The following is a 15524-nucleotide window of genomic DNA, read 5'->3' as shown; positions in this document are numbered from 1 at the left end:
CGGTGTCCCCCTGCTGGGCCTGGCTGCTAGTCGCGGGCCGCGGTCAGATGTTCCGCGTGTTCCTGGAGGGAACGTACGCCGACCCCGCCGTGGTTCAGCGCGTCGATGCCCTGGACGGCGGCGGCGAGCGCCTGGACCGTCGTGAGGCACGGCACGGACCGGGCCACGGCCGCGGTGCGGATCTCGTAGCCGTCGAGCCGGCCGCCCGTCCCGTACGGCGTGTTGACGATGAGGTCGACCTCGCCGTCGTGGATCAGCTGGACGATGGTCTTCTCGCCGTTCGGGCCCTCGCCCTCGGAGAGCTTGCGTACGACGGTGGCGTTGATCCCGTTGCGCTTGAGGACCTCGGCGGTGCCGGAGGTGGCCATCAGCTCGAAGCCGTGGGCGACCAGCTCGCGGGCCGGGAAGATCATCGTGCGCTTGTCGCGGTTGGCGACCGAGATGAACGCACGTCCCTTGGTGGGCAGCGGTCCGTAGGCGCCGGCCTGCGACTTGGCGTACGCCGTGCCGAAGACGGAGTCGATGCCCATGACCTCACCGGTGGAGCGCATCTCCGGGCCGAGGACCGTGTCGACGCCGCGGCCCTGGATGTCGCGGAAGCGCGACCACGGCATGACGGCCTCCTTGACGGAGATCGGCGCGTCCAGCGGCAGGGTGCCGCCGTCGCCGGTCCTCGGCAGCAGGCCCTCCTCGCGCAGCTCGGCGACGGTGGCGCCGAGCGAGATGCGGGCGGCGGCCTTCGCGAGCGGGACCGCGGTCGCCTTCGATGTGAAGGGGACGGTCCGGGAGGCGCGCGGGTTGGCCTCGAGGACGTAGAGGATGTCGCCGGAGAGGGCGAACTGGATGTTGATCAGTCCGCGGACGCCGACTCCCTTGGCGATGCCCTCCGTGGAGGCCCGCAGCCGCTTGATGTCGTAGCCGCCGAGCGTGATCGGGGGCAGCGCGCAGGCGGAGTCGCCGGAGTGGATGCCGGCCTCCTCGATGTGCTCCATGACGCCGCCGAGGTAGAGCTCGGTGCCGTCGTAGAGCGCGTCGACGTCGATCTCGATCGCGTCGTCGAGGAAGCGGTCGACCAGGACCGGCCGGGTGGGGCTGATCTCGGTGGACTCCTCGATGTACGAGGAGAGGCGGGTCTCGTCGTAGACGATCTCCATGCCGCGGCCGCCGAGCACGTACGAGGGGCGTACGAGGACGGGGTAGCCGATCTCGTCGGCGATGGCCTTGGCCTCGGCGAAGGTGGTGGCGGTGCCGTGCTTCGGCGCCGGCAGTCCGGCCTCGGCGAGCACCCGGCCGAAGGCTCCGCGGTCCTCGGCGGCGTGGATCGCCTCCGGGGGCGTCCCCACGACGGGCACACCGTTGTCCTTGAGCGCCTGGGAGAGGCCGAGCGGGGTCTGGCCGCCGAGCTGCACGACGACACCGGCGATCGGGCCCGCCAGCGACTCGGCGTGCACGATCTCCAGGACGTCCTCCAGGGTGAGCGGCTCGAAGTAGAGCCGGTCGGAGGTGTCGTAGTCCGTGGAGACGGTCTCCGGGTTGCAGTTGACCATCACGGTCTCGTAGCCCGCGTCGTGCAGGGCGAACGAGGCGTGGACGCACGAGTAGTCGAACTCGATGCCCTGGCCGATGCGGTTCGGGCCGGAGCCGAGGATGATCACCGCGGGCTTGGTGCGGGGCGCGACCTCGCTCTCCTCGTCGTAGGAGGAGTAGAAGTACGGCGTCTTCGCGGCGAACTCGGCGGCGCAGGTGTCGACCGTCTTGTAGACCGGGCGGATGCCCAGAGCGTGCCGGACCTCGCGTACGACGTCCTCACGCAGGCCGCGGATCTCACCGATCTGGGCGTCGGAGAAGCCGTGCCGCTTGGCCTCGGCGATCAGCTCGGCGTCGAGGCGCTCGGCGGCGGCCAGCTCGTCGGCGATCTCCTTGATCAGGAAGAGCTGGTCGACGAACCAGGGGTCGATCCTCGTGGCGTCGAAGACCTCTTCCTGGGTGGCGCCGGCGCGGATCGCCTGCATCACGGTGTTGATGCGGCCGTCCGTGGGGCGGACCGCCTGGGCGAGCAGCTCGGCCTTGTCGCCGGTCTCGCCGGTGAAGGCGAACTGCGAGCCCTTCTTCTCCAGGGAGCGCAGGGCCTTCTGCAGGGCCTCGGTGAAGTTGCGGCCGATCGCCATGGCCTCGCCCACCGACTTCATGGTGGTGGTGAGGGTGGAGTCGGCGGACGGGAACTTCTCGAAGGCGAAGCGCGGGGCCTTGACGACGACGTAGTCGAGGGTCGGCTCGAAGGAGGCCGGTGTCTTCTCAGTGATGTCGTTGGGGATCTCGTCCAGCGTGTAGCCGACGGCCAGCTTGGCTGCGATCTTCGCGATCGGGAAGCCGGTGGCCTTGGAGGCGAGCGCGGAGGACCGGGAGACGCGCGGGTTCATCTCGATGACGATGACCCGGCCGTCGGCGGGGTCGATGGCGAACTGGATGTTGCAGCCGCCGGTGTCCACGCCGACCTCGCGGATGATCGCGATGCCGACGTCACGCAGCCGCTGGTACTCACGGTCGGTGAGCGTCATCGCCGGGGCGACCGTGATCGAGTCGCCGGTGTGGACGCCCATCGGGTCGAAGTTCTCGATGGAGCAGACGACCACGACGTTGTCGTTCTTGTCGCGCATCAGCTCCAGCTCGTACTCCTTCCAGCCGAGGATGGACTCCTCCAGGAGCACCTCGGTGGTCGGCGAGAGCGTGAGGCCCTGTCCGGCGATGCGGCGCAGCTCCTCCTCGTCGTGGGCGAAGCCGGAGCCGGCGCCGCCCATGGTGAAGGAGGGGCGGACGACGACGGGGTAGCCGCCGAGGGTGTCGACGCCGGCGATGACGTCGTCCATGGTGTGGCAGATGACGGAGCGGGCGGACTCGCCGTATCCGATCTTGGCCTTGACGGCTTCGACGACGCCCTTGAAGAGGTCGCGGTCCTCGCCCTTGTTGATGGCCTCGACGTTGGCGCCGATGAGCTCGACGCCGTACTTCTCCAGCACACCGTTGTCGTGCATGGAGATCGCGGTGTTGAGCGCGGTCTGGCCTCCCAGGGTCGGGAGCAGCGCGTCGGGGCGCTCCTTGGCGATGATCTTCTCGACGAACTCGGGGGTGATCGGCTCGACGTACGTGGCGTCGGCGATCTCCGGGTCGGTCATGATCGTCGCCGGGTTGGAGTTCACCAGGATGACGCGCAGGCCCTCGGCCTTGAGCACGCGGCAGGCCTGGGTGCCGGAGTAGTCGAACTCGGCGGCCTGCCCGATGACGATCGGACCGGAGCCGATGACCAGGACGGACTGGATATCGGAGCGCTTAGGCACGCTGGCCCTCCATCAGGGTGACGAAACGGTCGAAGAGGTACGCGGCGTCGTGCGGGCCCGCGGCTGCTTCGGGGTGGTACTGGACGCTGAAGGCCGGCTGGTCGAGCAGCTGGAGCCCTTCGACGACCTGGTCGTTCAGGCATACGTGGGAGACCTCGGCGCGGCCGAACTCCGTGTCGGAGACCTTGTCGAGCGGGGCGTCGACGGCGAAGCCGTGGTTGTGCGCGGTGACCTCGACCTTGCCGGTCGTGCGGTCCTGCACGGGCTGGTTGATGCCGCGGTGGCCGTACTTCAGCTTGTAGGTGCCGAAGCCGAGCGAGCGGCCCAGGATCTGGTTGCCGAAGCAGATACCGAAGAGCGGGGTCTTCCGCTCCAGGACGCCGCGCATGACGGAGACCGGGTGGTCGGCGGTGGAGGGGTCGCCGGGGCCGTTGGAGAAGAACACGCCGTCGGGCTCGACCGCGTACACGTCCTCCAGGGTGGCGGTGGCGGGCAGGACGTGCACCTCGATGCCGCGCTCGGCCATGCGGTGCGGGGTCATGCCCTTGATGCCGAGGTCGATCGCCGCGACGGTGAACCTCTTGGTGCCGACGGCGGGGACGACGTAGGTCTCCTTGGTGGCGACCTCGGCCGCGAGGTCGGCGCCCGTCATCTCGGGGGCCTGGCGCACCTTGGCGAGCAGTATGCCCTCGTCCTGGACGGCGTTGCCGGAGAAGATGCCGACGCGCATCGCGCCGCGCTCGCGCAGGTGGCGGGTGAGCGCGCGGGTGTCGATGCCGCTGATGCCGACGACGCCCTGGCTCGCGAGCTCCTCGTCCAGCGACCGGCGGGAGCGCCAGTTGGAGGGGACCCGGGCGGGGTCGCGCACCACGTAGCCGGAGACCCAGATGCGCTTCGACTCGGGGTCCTCGTCGTTCACGCCGGTGTTGCCGACGTGCGGGGCCGTCATGACGACGACCTGGCGGTGGTACGAGGGGTCGGTCAGCGTTTCCTGGTAGCCGGTCATGCCGGTGGAGAACACCGCCTCGCCGAAGGTCTCCCCCACGGCCCCGTAGGCGCGGCCGCGGAAGGAGCGGCCGTCCTCCAGGACGAGTACGGCGGGAGCTTTTCCGGCTCCCCGGGTGGAGATCGTCATCGTGCGGTGCCTTCCGTCGTGCTGGTGGTGGTGCTGGTGAGGTGGTCGCCGACCGTGCCGGCGAGGTGGTTGACGGCGTCGACCCACGCCTGGTGCTCGGCCGCGTGGTCGGAGCGGAAGCCCGAGTCGATCAACTGGTCGCCGTGCGCCCAGGTGATGACCAGCAGGCCGCCCTCGGGGAGGACCTTCCCGGCGAGCGCCTTGTCGAGCCTGGCCTCGCGCAGGGCGGCGGCCGGCACGAAGAAGTCGGCCGCGCCGGGGCGTACGACGTCGAGGCCCTGCCCGGTCAGGGTCAGCTCGGTCCGGCTGCGGGTGCCGAGGCCGTGCGCCACGATCCGGTCGAGCCACTGTCCGGCGGTCGTCGAGGCGTGGTAGCGGCCGGTGAGGGTGAGAAGGGTCTCACCGTCGGCGAAGCCCTCGGGGGTCGTCGCGAGCTCGGGCAGGCCCGACTGAAGGCTGCCCCGCCACTTCCATCCCTGGCGCATCAGCCAGTAGACGAACGCGATGAGGACGACCAGTCCGAGAACCCAGCTGATGCGGGCGGACCAGTCCGTCACCTCGGCCGACTTCTGCTCGGCGGCCAGCCGGTACAGCTGATGAGTGGGGTTGAGTGTTGTCACGCGAGCTTCCCGTCGACGACCGTGGCACGGCCCCGCAGGAAGGTGTGGGTCACTCGGCCGGGCAGCTCGCGACCCTCGTACGGAGTGTTGCGGCTGCGGGAGGCGAAGCCCGCGGGGTCCACTGCTCCACGGTATGCCGGATCGACCAGGGTGAGGTTGGCGGGCTCACCCGCCGAGACGGGCCGGCCGTGTCCTTCGAGCCTGCCGATGGCCGCGGGGCGCAGCGACATGCGGTCGGCGACGCCCGCCCAGTCGAGGAGCCCGGTGTCCACCATCGTCTGCTGGACCACGGAGAGCGCGGTCTCCAGGCCCACCATGCCCATGGCGGCGGCGGCCCACTCGCAGTCCTTGTCCTCGTGCGGGTGCGGTGCGTGGTCGGTGGCCACGCAGTCGATGGTGCCGTCGGCGAGGGCCTCGCGCAGGGCCATGACGTCGGCCTCGGTGCGCAGCGGCGGGTTCACCTTGTAGACCGGGTTGTAGGTCCGTACGAGTTCGTCGGTGAGCAGCAGGTGGTGCGGGGTCACCTCGGCGGTGACGTCCCAGCCCTTGGACTTGGCCCAGCGGATGATCTCCACGGAGCCGGCGGTCGACAGGTGGCAGATGTGGACGCGGGAGCCGACGTGGGCGGCGAGGAGCACGTCGCGGGCGATGATCGACTCCTCGGCGACCGCGGGCCAGCCGCCGAGACCGAGCTCGGCGGAGACGACGCCCTCGTTCATCTGGGCGCCCTCGGTGAGGCGGGGCTCCTGGGCGTGCTGGGCGACGACCCCGTCGAAGGCCTTCACGTACTCCAGCGCGCGGCGCATGATCACCGCGTCGTCGACGCACTTGCCGTCGTCGGAGAAGACCTTCACTCCTGCGGCGGAGTCGTGCATGGCGCCGAGCTCGGCGAGCTGCTTGCCCTCCAGGCCCACGGTGACGGCGCCGACGGGCTGTACGTCGCAGTAGCCGGACTCCTTGCCGAGCCGCCAGACCTGCTCGACGACGCCGGCGGTGTCGGCGACGGGGAAGGTGTTGGCCATGGCGTGTACGGCGGTGAAGCCGCCGACCGCGGCCGCCTTGGTGCCGGTGAGGACGGTCTCGGAGTCCTCGCGTCCCGGCTCACGCAGATGGGTGTGCAGGTCGACGAGGCCGGGCAGCAGGATCTGGCCGGCCGCCTCGATCACGGTGGCGCCCTCGGCGTCGAGCCCGGTACCGGTGGCGACGATGTTCTCGCCCTCGATGAGGACGTCCTGCGGCTCTCCGCCGAGGACCTTCGCGCCGCGGATCAGGATCTTGCTCATGGTTACTTGTTCTCCTCGGTACGGGCGGCGGCGGACGGCAGGGCGGTCTCGGAACCGCCCAGCAGCAGGTACAGGACGGCCATGCGGGTGGAGACGCCGTTCGCGACCTGTTCGACGGCGGTGCAGCGGTCGGAGTCCGCGACCGCGGCCGTGATCTCCATGCCGCGGACCATCGGGCCGGGGTGCATCACGATGGCGTGCTCGGGCATCCTCGCCATGCGCTCGCCGTCCAGGCCGTAGCGCCGTGAGTACTCGCGCTCGGTCGGGAAGTAGGCGGCGTTCATCCGCTCACGCTGCACACGGAGCATCATGACCGCGTCCGACTTCGGCAGCACGTCGTCGAGCCGGTAGCTGACGTCGCAGGGCCACTGCTCGACGCCGACCGGCACGAGGGTGGGAGGCGCGACCAGCGTGACGTGCGCGCCGAGCGTGTGCAGCAGGTGGACGTTGGAGCGGGCCACGCGGCTGTGCAGGATGTCGCCGACGATCGTGATCCGGCGGCCGTCCAGGTCGCGGCCGATCCCCGCGTCGGGCCCGACCAGCCGGCGGCGCATGGTGAACGCGTCCAGCAGCGCCTGGGTGGGGTGCTCGTGCGTGCCGTCACCGGCGTTGACGACCGCGCTGTCGATCCAGCCCGAGGTCGCGAGGCGGTACGGGGCGCCTGAGGCGCCGTGCCGGATGACGACGGCGTCGGCGCCCATGGCCTCCAGGGTCAGGGCGGTGTCCTTGAGGGACTCGCCCTTGGAGACGGACGAGCCCTTCGCGGAGAAGTTGATGACGTCGGCGGAGAGGCGCTTGGCGGCGGCCTCGAAGGAGATCCGCGTCCGGGTCGAGTCCTCGAAGAAGAGGTTGACGACCGTTCGTCCACGCAGGGTGGGGAGCTTCTTGATCGGCCGGTCCGCGACCCTGGCCATCTCCTCGGCGGTGTCGAGGATCAGGACGGCGTCGTCGCGGGTGAGGTCTGCGGCCGAGATCAGGTGACGGGGGGTCCGGGGATTGTCCCCGTGAGGGCGCAGCATCTGAGTGTCTCCGTGAAGGGTGGAGGGATCAGGCAGGCGGGCGTGCCGGAGCCGCCGTGCGGCCGGTGGGGCGCACGGGACGGGACTCGGCTACTGCTCGCCTGCCGGAACGGTCTGCTTGACACCGAGCAGCACGGCGTCGCGGCCGTCCTCCTCGGCGAGCTGGACCTTGACCGTCTCCCGCAGCGACGTGGGGAGGTTCTTGCCGACGTAGTCGGCGCGGATCGGCAGTTCGCGGTGGCCGCGGTCGACGAGGACCGCGAGCTGTACGGCACGCGGACGGCCGATGTCGCCGAGCGCGTCGAGTGCGGCGCGGATCGTGCGTCCGGAGAAGAGCACGTCGTCGACCAGGACGACGAGGCGGTTCTCGATGCCCTCACCGGGGATCTCGGTGCGTGCCAGGGCGCGCGCGGGGCGCATCCGCAGGTCGTCGCGGTACATCGTGATGTCGAGTGACCCGACCGGCGTCTTCCGGCCGGTGATCTCCTCGAGCTTTTCGGCCAGTCGGCCCGCGAGGAAGACCCCTCGTGTCGGGATGCCGAGCAGCACCACGTCGTCGGCGCCCTTGGCGCGTTCGACGATCTCGTGGGCGATTCGGGTCAGTGCCCGGGCGATGTCGGGAGCCTCGAGAACGGGGCGTGCCGCATTGCCGGTGTGGTCATGCTGTGCGTCCATAAGAAACGGACCTCCTTCTCCGCCTCACTGGACGGACGTTAAAGGACGTCGAAATTGCGTCATCCACGTTACCAGGGCTTGCGTGAGAGCCTGGCCCCGCCCCCAGGAGGTGGCACTCCGGACCTTTCGGCTTGACGCAGCCATGTAACGCTGCGTAACCTCACAGTGAGTTACCAGCCACGCGGCCCAGCCGCAGAATGTTCCAGCGTCCGGGGAGCCTTATGTCCAGCGAATACGCAAAGCAGCTCGGGGCCAAGCTCCGCGCCATCCGCACCCAGCAGGGTCTCTCCCTCCACGGCGTGGAGGAGAAGTCGCAGGGCCGCTGGAAGGCCGTCGTGGTCGGTTCCTACGAGCGCGGCGACCGCGCCGTGACCGTGCAGCGCCTTGCCGAGCTGGCCGACTTCTACGGCGTCCCGGTGCAGGAGCTCCTGCCCGGCACGACCCCCGGCGGCGCCGCGGAGCCGCCGCCGAAGCTGGTCCTCGACCTGGAGCGTCTGGCCCACGTGCCGCCGGAGAAGGCCGGGCCCCTCCAGCGTTACGCCGCGACGATCCAGAGCCAGCGTGGTGACTACAACGGCAAGGTGCTCTCGATCCGCCAGGACGACCTGCGCACGCTGGCCGTGATCTACGACCAGTCGCCGTCCGTGCTCACGGAGCAGCTGATCAGCTGGGGCGTGCTGGACGCCGACGCGCGTCGCGCGGTGGCGCACGACGAGGGCTGATCAGCCCCACGGAAGTCGTACCGCCGGGTCGGCGGGGCCTTCGGGCCCGGCGGCCCGGCGTTTTCGTGTCCCTGCCGGCCCGTACCGGCGCGGCAGGGCACGCCGAAGGGCCCACGGTCGACATCTCGACCGTGGGCCCTTCGCGCGGCTCGACGCCGCCGGGGATCACTGCTCCCGGCGGAGATTCGGCTTGAGGTCCTTGAACCGGGCCAGCAGGCCGTTCACGAAGGCCGGGGAGTCGTCCGTGGAGAACTCCTTGGCGAGCTGGACCGCCTCGTCGATCACCACGGCGTCCGGGGTCGAGTCCATCCAGATCAGCTCGTACGCGCCGAGCCTCAGGATGCTCCGGTCGACGACCGGCATGCGGTCGATCTCCCAGTCCACGGCATAGGTGACGATGAGGTCGTCGATCCGGTCCGCGTACTGCGCGTACCCCTCGACCAGCTCCATCGTGAATTCGCCGACCGGCGGCTGACGGTCGTCGGTCCGCGAGAGCCGTACCCAGTCCGCGAGGACCGTCTGCACGGACTCGCCGCGCTGGTCGGCCTCGAAGAGGATCTGGAAGGCGCGCTTGCGGGCCTTGTTCCGGGCAGCCACGGTTAGCTGTTCACCCGGCCGAGGTAGTCGCCCGAGCGGGTGTCGACCTTGATCTTCTCGCCGGTGGTGATGAAGAGCGGGACACCGATCTCGTAGCCGGTCTCCAGGGTGGCGGGCTTGGTGCCACCGGTGGAGCGGTCGCCCTGGACGCCCGGGTCGGTGTGCTGGATGGTCAGCTCGACCGCGGCGGGCAGCTCGACGTAGAGCACCTCGCCCTCGTGCTGGGCGACGGAGGCGGTGAAGCCCTCGATCAGGAAGTTGGCGGCGTCGCCGACGGACTTGCGGTCGACCATGAGCTGGTCGTACGTGTCCATGTCCATGAAGACGAAGTACTCGCCGTCCATGTACGAGAACTGCATGTCCCGGCGGTCGATGGTGGCCGTTTCGACCTTCACGCCGGCGTTGAACGTCTTGTCGACGACCTTGCCGGAGAGCACGTTCTTGAGCTTGGTGCGCACGAAGGCGGGGCCCTTGCCGGGCTTGACGTGCTGGAACTCGACGACGGACCAGAGCTGGCCTCCGTCGAGCTTGAGCACCAGGCCGTTCTTGAGGTCGTTCGTGGAAGCCACGGTTGCGGAATCTCCTGGACTGAAGCTGGTGGACGACAAAGGATGCGCGCCGGAGTCCCCGCGAGAGGTTCTCCTAGAGCGCGAGCAGCTCCTTGGTCGTAATGGTGAGTAGCTCGGGTCCGCCGTCCGCCTCGGGGCGCACGACGAGCGTGTCATCGATCCGGACACCGCCCCGGCCCGGGAGGTGGACCCCCGGTTCGACGGTGACCGGCACGCAAGCGTCCAGTTTACCCATGGCTGTCGGTGCCAACTGCGGGTCCTCGTCGATTTCGAGTCCGACACCGTGCCCGGTGCGGGGCGGGAGGCCGTCCGAGTGGCCCGCCGAGTCCAGCAGATGCCTGGCCGCGCGGTCCACGTCACGGTAGGCGGCCCCGGGGAGCAAGGCCTCCCGTCCGGCCTTCTGAGCGGCGAAAACAAGGTCGTAGAGCTCGATCTGCCAGTCCGCGGGACTGGTGCCGATGACGAACGTCCGGCCGATCTCGCAGCGGTATCCGCGGTAGTTCGCTCCGAGGCAGACGGAAAGGAAATCGCCTTCCTCGACCCGGCGGTCGGTGGGCCGGTGACGCCCCTGCCCCGAGTGGGGGCCCGTGCCGACGGAGGTGGCGAAGGCCGGGCCGTCGGCGCCGTGGTCCACCAGCCGGCGCTCCAGCTCCAGGGCGAGGTGGCGTTCGGTGCGCCCGACCAGGATGGATTCGAGGAGTTCTCCGAGGGCCTGGTCGGTGATCTCCGCGGCGATCCGCAGACAGGCGATCTCCTCCTCGTCCTTCACCAGGCGCAGCTGTTCGACGGTGCTCCCGAGGTCGCCCAGGCGCAGACGGGGGGCGACGGCGGCCATGGCGCGGTGGCGGGCGACCGTCAGGTCGTGCTCCTCGACCGCGAGGGAGTCCGCGTGCAGACCGCCGGTGAGGCCGGCCGCCACGACGACCGGGTCGCCGTCGTCGTCAGGCAGGACGGTCAGTCGAAGCTGTTCGTCGGGGCGCCCGTGGGGTGGGGCCCCGGCCGGTGCCCGGGGGCAGAGCAGGACGTCCTCACCGGGGCCGAGCAGCAGCACGGCGCCGGGCGGGGCGCCCCCCGCGAGATAGCGGACGTTGGCGGGTCGGGAGACCAGGGCGGCCGCGGATCCGGCGGCGGCGAACCGGTCCCGCAGCAGCCCGCGTCGGACGGCGTACACCTCTGACATGTTTCCGAGCGTACGAGCGCGGGCCGGGCCCCGCCCGGTCAGCGCACCCGACCGGGAAACCGTGCGGCAGCTACCAGGCCGGCGGGCTTGCTATGGAGCGGGCCAGGACGTCGTCGAGGACCCGCGCGGTCGTCTCGACGTCGTAGGTGGAGTTGTCGATGATCGGCAGGCCGGAGCCGTACCAGCCGGCCATCCGGCCGTGGATCCGGGCGACCTCCTCGTCGGAGAGCCTGCGGTTCCCGCTGCGAGCCGCGTTGCGCTCGAGGACGACCTCCAGACCGGGCAGGAGGACCACGGGCAGGAGCCCGGGACCCACATGGCGCTTCCAGCCGCCGAGACCGACGACGGGCCGGTCGGGGAAGACCGCGTCGTCGAGGATGCAGGAGATGCCGTTGGCGAGGAAGTTACGGGCGGCGAAGCCGCAGGTACGCCGGGCCAGCCGGTACTGGGCCTCGGAGTGGTCGTTCCATCCGGCCTGCGGGTCGGCGAAGCCGGAGCAGACCCACTCGCGGACGTCGTCCAGGGAGACGTGCGCGGTGGGGACGCGGCGGCGGCCCGCCCAGAGCTTGGCGACCGTGGTCTTGCCGGCTCCGGCGGGTCCGATGAGGAGCACGGCCAGGGTCGCCGCACCGGTCCCAGGCTCGGCGGGAGGCGCGGGCAGCGGGACGGGGCCGCCGGGCGGCAGCTGGATGTGCCCGGTGGTCTCCCGCGAAGGGGGCACCGGGGCGTGCTGGGGCGCCGGGGGCTGATGGCCGGGCGCCGGGGGAGGAAGAGGCGGCCCCGGGAGGCCGGGGTGGCCTGAGTGCTGGGCCTGCGTCGTCCACGGTCCGTTCCCGGAACCCTGGGGCGGCGGCAGCGGGGCCCCCACTGCGTGCTGCATCCGGTGCCACTCCGTCTCGTACAGGCATTTGGCGCTGATCGACGGCAACCGTACCTTCCCCGGCCGCCATGCGGTGAACGGGCGGGGAAGGTACGAAGTGCCCGGTGTCAGCCCGTCAGTTCGTCCGCGAGGGCCCTCAGGGCCAGCCGGTAGGAGCCGATCCCGAACCCGGCCACGGTGCCGGTGGCCACCGGGGCGACCACCGAGGTGTGGCGGAACTCCTCCCGTGCGTACGGATTCGAGATGTGCACCTCGATCAGCGGGGCGGTGCGCTGGGCCGCCGCGTCACGCATTCCGTACGAATAGTGCGTGAAGGCACCCGGGTTGAGGACGACCGGAACCGAACCGTCCGCGGCCTCGTGGAGCCAGCGGATGAGTTCGCCCTCGTCGTTGGTCTCGCGGACGTCGACGTCGAAGCCGAGCTCCTTGCCGAGGACCTGGCAGGCCTCCACGAGACCGGCGTAGGACGTCGCCCCGTAGACGTCGGGCTCGCGGGAACCGAGACGGCCCAGGTTCGGTCCGTTGAGGACGAGGACCCTGCGGGCCGTCACGCGGAGACCTCCCCGTAGGCGGCGAGCAGGACGGCCGGGTCGGGGCCCTCCAGGACTGCGGGCTTGCCGATGCCGTCCAGGACGATGAAGCGCAGCAGGTCGCCGCGGGACTTCTTGTCGACCTTCATGTTCTCCAGGAGCTTGGGCCACTGGTCACCGCGGTAGGTGAGCGGCAGTCCGACGGACTCCAGGACGGCGCGGTGCCGGTCGGCGGTGGCGTCGTCGAGACGTCCGGCGAGCCGGCCCAGCTCGGCGGCGAACACCATGCCGACGGAGACGGCGGCGCCGTGGCGCCACTTGTAGCGCTCGTTCTTCTCGATGGCGTGGGCCAGGGTGTGCCCGTAGTTGAGGATCTCCCTGAGGCCGGACTCCTTGAGGTCGCTGGAGACGACCTCGGCCTTGACCCGGATGGAGCGCTCGATCAGCTCCGCGGTGTGCGGTCCGGCGGGCGTACGGGCGCCCTCCGGGTCCGCCTCCACCAGGTCGAGGATCACGGGGTCGGCGATGAATCCGGCCTTGATGATCTCGGCCATGCCGGAGACGTAGTCGTTGACGGGGAGCGAGTCCAGCGCGGCGAGGTCGCAGAGCACCCCGGCGGGCGGGTGGAAGGCGCCGACGAGGTTCTTGCCCTCGGCGGTGTTGATGCCCGTCTTCCCGCCGACCGCGGCGTCGACCATGGCGAGCACGGTCGTCGGGACGGCGATCCAGCGGACCCCGCGCAGCCAGGACGCGGCGACGAAGCCGGCGACGTCGGTGGTGGCACCGCCGCCGACGCCGACGATGACGTCGGTGCGGGTGAAACCGGTCTGGCCCAGCGCCTTCCAGCAGTAGGCGGCGACCTCGACGGTCTTGGCCTCCTCGGCGTTCGGCAGCTGGATCGCGATGGCCTCGTAGCCCTGGGCCGCGAGGTCCTCACGGATCGCCTCACCGGTCCCGGCGAGCGCCTCGGGGTGCAGGACGGCGACCCGCTTGACCCGGTCACCGATGAGGTTCGGCAGCTCACCGAGGAGCTGGTGGCCGACGAGCACCTCGTAGGGGTCGGTGCCCGCCGTGCCGGCGATCTGGATACGGGTGGTGCCCTGCTCGGTCATCGTGGGGTTCTCCTGGCCGGCCGGCACGGCCGCGGCCGTACGCTCCGGCAGTCCTGTTGCGTCGAGGACCGCCTGGGCGACCTCTTCGGGGGTGCGTTCGTCGGTCGCGACGGTGGCGCCGGCGACTTCCTCGTACAGATGGCGCCTGGCGTCCATGAGTTCACGCCACTGCCGTCGCGGATTGACTGCGAGCAGCGGGCGGGCGGTGTTCAGCCCGACCCGCCTCACGGCCTCGTCCACGTCCATCGACAGGTAGACGACCCGGTGGCCGGCGAGCAGCGCACGGGTCGATTCGTCGAGCACCGTGCCGCCGCCGAGCGCGAGGACGCCCGGATGCTCGGCGACCGCGTCCCGCACGGCCTGGCGTTCCAGGGCGCGGAACCGCTCCTCGCCCTCGTCGAAGAAGATCTCCGCGATCGACTTGCCCGCCTCGGCGACGACGTCCGCGTCGGTGTCGCGGTAGGTGGTTCCGAGCCGGTCGGCGAGCAGTTCGCCCACGGTCGACTTGCCGACCCCCATCGGGCCGACCAGGACGATCAGCGGGGCGCTCACCGGATCTGGAGGTGGGAGAGGTACGACTGCACGTTGCGGTGGGTCTCGGCCACACTGTCGCCGCCGAACTTCTCGGCGACCGCGTCGGCCAGCACCAGGGCGACCATCGCCTCCGCGACGATCCCGGCGGCCGGGACGGCGCACACGTCGGAACGCTGGTGGTGGGCCTTGGCCGCCTCGCCGGTCACGACGTCGACGGTGGCGAGCGCGCGGGGCACGGTCGCGATGGGCTTCATGGCGGCGCGGACCCGCAGCAGCTCACCGGTGGTCAGCCCGCCCTCGGTGCCGCCGGAGCGGCCGGAGGTGCGCCTGATGCCGTCCGGGGTGGCCACGATCTCGTCGTGCGCCTTGGAACCGGGCACCCTGGCGAGGTCGAAGCCGTCACCGACCTCGACGCCCTTGATGGCCTGGATGCCCATCAGGGCGGCGGCGAGGCGGGCGTCGAGCCTGCGGTCCCAGTGGACGTGCGAGCCGAGGCCGACGGGGACGCCGTAGGCGAGCACCTCGACGACTCCCCCGAGGGTGTCGCCGTCCTTGTGGGCCTGGTCGATCTCCTCGACCATGGCCTTCGACGCCTCGGCGTCCAGACAGCGCACGGGGTCGGCGTCGAGCCGCTCGACGTCGGAGGGCTTCGGGTAGACACCGTAGGGCGCCTTGGCCGCGGCCAGCTCGACGACGTGGGAGACGATCTCGATGCCCGCGGTCTCCTTGAGGTAGGAGCGGGCGACGGCGCCGAGAGCGACGCGGGCCGCGGTCTCCCGGGCGCTGGCGCGCTCCAGGACCGGCCGGGCCTCGTCGAAGCCGTACTTCTGCATGCCCGCCAGGTCGGCGTGACCGGGGCGGGGGCGGGTCAGCGGGGCGTTGCGCGCCTGCTCGGCCAGTACGTCGGGGTCGACCGGGTCGGCCGACATGACCTGTTCCCACTTGGGCCACTCGGTGTTGCCCACCATGACGGCGACGGGCGATCCCATGGTCAGGCCGTGCCGGACACCGCCGAGGAAGGTGACCTCGTCCCTCTCGAACTTCATCCGGGCGCCGCGCCCGTAACCGAGCCGTCGCCTGGCGAGCGCGTCCGCCACCATCTCCGTGGTGACGGGGATACCGGCGGGAAGACCCTCCAGCGTCGCCACCAGTGCGGGGCCGTGCGACTCTCCGGCGGTCAGCCAGCGCAACCTGCTCAACGGTGCTCCTCATGCTCGCGCCTGTAACTGCAACGGCGCGACCGGGTGCGCGGCCCTGGCCCGCCGCCCCCGATCCTCCCACGATCAGGAGGACCGGCCCGCCGCCGGTCCAGCAGACGGACGCCGTGGTCCCG

14 protein-coding genes are annotated in these 15524 nt (G+C 70.9%); 1 reads left to right on the top strand and 13 read right to left on the bottom strand.

Going from position 1 to position 15524, the window contains the following annotated elements:
- Nucleotides 1–26: 26 nt before the first annotated feature.
- The 6 genes from carB to pyrR form a co-directional block, all read right to left on the bottom strand.
- Nucleotides 27–3335: a carbamoyl-phosphate synthase large subunit gene (gene carB / locus P8A20_RS31310; RefSeq protein ID WP_147962373.1), complete on the bottom strand. Its 3309-nt coding sequence runs from the start codon at nt 3333–3335 to the stop codon at nt 27–29.
- Nucleotides 3328–4470 carry a glutamine-hydrolyzing carbamoyl-phosphate synthase small subunit gene (gene carA, locus P8A20_RS31305; RefSeq protein ID WP_147962372.1) on the bottom strand — a complete coding sequence of 381 codons (1143 nt, stop codon included), beginning with the start codon at nt 4468–4470 and terminating at the stop codon, nt 3328–3330. Before carA ends, carB begins: the two co-directional genes overlap by 8 nt.
- A complete protein-coding gene (locus P8A20_RS31300) occupies nt 4467–5090 on the bottom strand; it encodes a PH-like domain-containing protein (RefSeq protein ID WP_147962371.1) in 624 nt (207 codons plus the stop codon). Before P8A20_RS31300 ends, carA begins: the two co-directional genes overlap by 4 nt.
- Nucleotides 5087–6373 (bottom strand): dihydroorotase, encoded by a 1287-nt coding sequence (locus P8A20_RS31295; protein ID WP_147962370.1) that lies wholly within the window; start codon nt 6371–6373, stop codon nt 5087–5089. Before P8A20_RS31295 ends, P8A20_RS31300 begins: the two co-directional genes overlap by 4 nt.
- 2 nt (nt 6374–6375) lie before the next feature.
- A complete protein-coding gene (locus P8A20_RS31290) occupies nt 6376–7392 on the bottom strand; it encodes an aspartate carbamoyltransferase catalytic subunit (RefSeq protein ID WP_147962369.1) in 1017 nt (338 codons plus the stop codon).
- Nucleotides 7393–7482: 90 nt separating this feature from the next.
- Nucleotides 7483–8067: a bifunctional pyr operon transcriptional regulator/uracil phosphoribosyltransferase PyrR gene (pyrR, locus tag P8A20_RS31285; RefSeq protein WP_147962368.1), complete on the bottom strand. Its 585-nt coding sequence runs from the start codon at nt 8065–8067 to the stop codon at nt 7483–7485.
- 221 nt (nt 8068–8288) lie between these two features.
- Here pyrR and bldD point away from each other — a divergent pair, with 221 nt between their 5' ends.
- On the top strand, nt 8289–8789 hold the full coding sequence (gene bldD / locus P8A20_RS31280; RefSeq protein ID WP_014157378.1) for a transcriptional regulator BldD: 501 nt from the start codon (nt 8289–8291) through the stop codon (nt 8787–8789).
- A 165-nt stretch (nt 8790–8954) separates the two neighbouring features.
- Here bldD and nusB read toward each other — a convergent pair whose 3' ends face one another.
- From nusB to aroC, 7 genes are all read right to left on the bottom strand, one after another.
- On the bottom strand, nt 8955–9386 hold the full coding sequence (gene nusB, locus P8A20_RS31275) for a transcription antitermination factor NusB (protein ID WP_031097763.1): 432 nt from the start codon (nt 9384–9386) through the stop codon (nt 8955–8957).
- 2 nt (nt 9387–9388) lie between these two features.
- Nucleotides 9389–9955, bottom strand: a complete 567-nt coding sequence (gene efp, locus P8A20_RS31270) for an elongation factor P (protein ID WP_014157376.1) — start codon at nt 9953–9955, stop codon at nt 9389–9391.
- A gap of 73 nt (nt 9956–10028) precedes the next feature.
- Nucleotides 10029–11135: a M24 family metallopeptidase gene (locus P8A20_RS31265; protein ID WP_306104687.1), complete on the bottom strand. Its 1107-nt coding sequence runs from the start codon at nt 11133–11135 to the stop codon at nt 10029–10031.
- A gap of 70 nt (nt 11136–11205) precedes the next feature.
- Complete coding sequence (locus tag P8A20_RS31260; protein ID WP_306104686.1) at nt 11206–12015, bottom strand: Pro-rich N-terminal domain-containing protein; 810 nt, start codon at nt 12013–12015, stop codon at nt 11206–11208.
- A 107-nt stretch (nt 12016–12122) separates the two neighbouring features.
- Nucleotides 12123–12566, bottom strand: coding sequence for a type II 3-dehydroquinate dehydratase (gene aroQ, locus P8A20_RS31255; protein ID WP_147962366.1), 444 nt, complete (start codon nt 12564–12566; stop codon nt 12123–12125).
- Nucleotides 12563–14209 carry a 3-dehydroquinate synthase gene (gene aroB / locus P8A20_RS31250; RefSeq protein WP_147962365.1) on the bottom strand — a complete coding sequence of 549 codons (1647 nt, stop codon included), beginning with the start codon at nt 14207–14209 and terminating at the stop codon, nt 12563–12565. Before aroB ends, aroQ begins: the two co-directional genes overlap by 4 nt.
- The gene (gene aroC, locus P8A20_RS31245) at nt 14206–15390 is read right to left on the bottom strand and encodes a chorismate synthase (RefSeq protein WP_015576384.1); all 1185 of its coding nucleotides are present in this window, start codon (nt 15388–15390) and stop codon (nt 14206–14208) included. The genes aroB and aroC overlap by 4 nt, the downstream gene beginning before the upstream one ends.
- Nucleotides 15391–15524: the final 134 nt, after the last annotated feature.

Source organism: Streptomyces sp. Alt3, from assembly GCF_030719215.1.
GTDB lineage: Bacteria > Actinomycetota > Actinomycetes > Streptomycetales > Streptomycetaceae > Streptomyces > Streptomyces glycanivorans.
Note: the sequence above shows the minus strand (reverse complement) of the source record. Positions and strands in the feature narration are given on the sequence as shown.

Excerpts from the sequence above, each read along its gene's own strand:
- P8A20_RS31260 (WP_306104686.1), bottom strand. The coding sequence starts at position 12,015 with ATGCAGCACGCAGTGGGGGCCCCGCTGCCGCCGCCCCAGGGTTCCGGG.
- P8A20_RS31290 (WP_147962369.1), bottom strand. The coding sequence starts at position 7,392 with ATGCTGCGCCCTCACGGGGACAATCCCCGGACCCCCCGTCACCTGATC.
- P8A20_RS31295 (WP_147962370.1), bottom strand. The coding sequence starts at position 6,373 with ATGAGCAAGATCCTGATCCGCGGCGCGAAGGTCCTCGGCGGAGAGCCG.
- bldD (WP_014157378.1), top strand. The coding sequence starts at position 8,289 with ATGTCCAGCGAATACGCAAAGCAGCTCGGGGCCAAGCTCCGCGCCATC.
- P8A20_RS31265 (WP_306104687.1), bottom strand. The coding sequence starts at position 11,135 with ATGTCAGAGGTGTACGCCGTCCGACGCGGGCTGCTGCGGGACCGGTTC.
- pyrR (WP_147962368.1), bottom strand. The coding sequence starts at position 8,067 with ATGGACGCACAGCATGACCACACCGGCAATGCGGCACGCCCCGTTCTC.
- carA (WP_147962372.1), bottom strand. The coding sequence starts at position 4,470 with ATGACGATCTCCACCCGGGGAGCCGGAAAAGCTCCCGCCGTACTCGTC.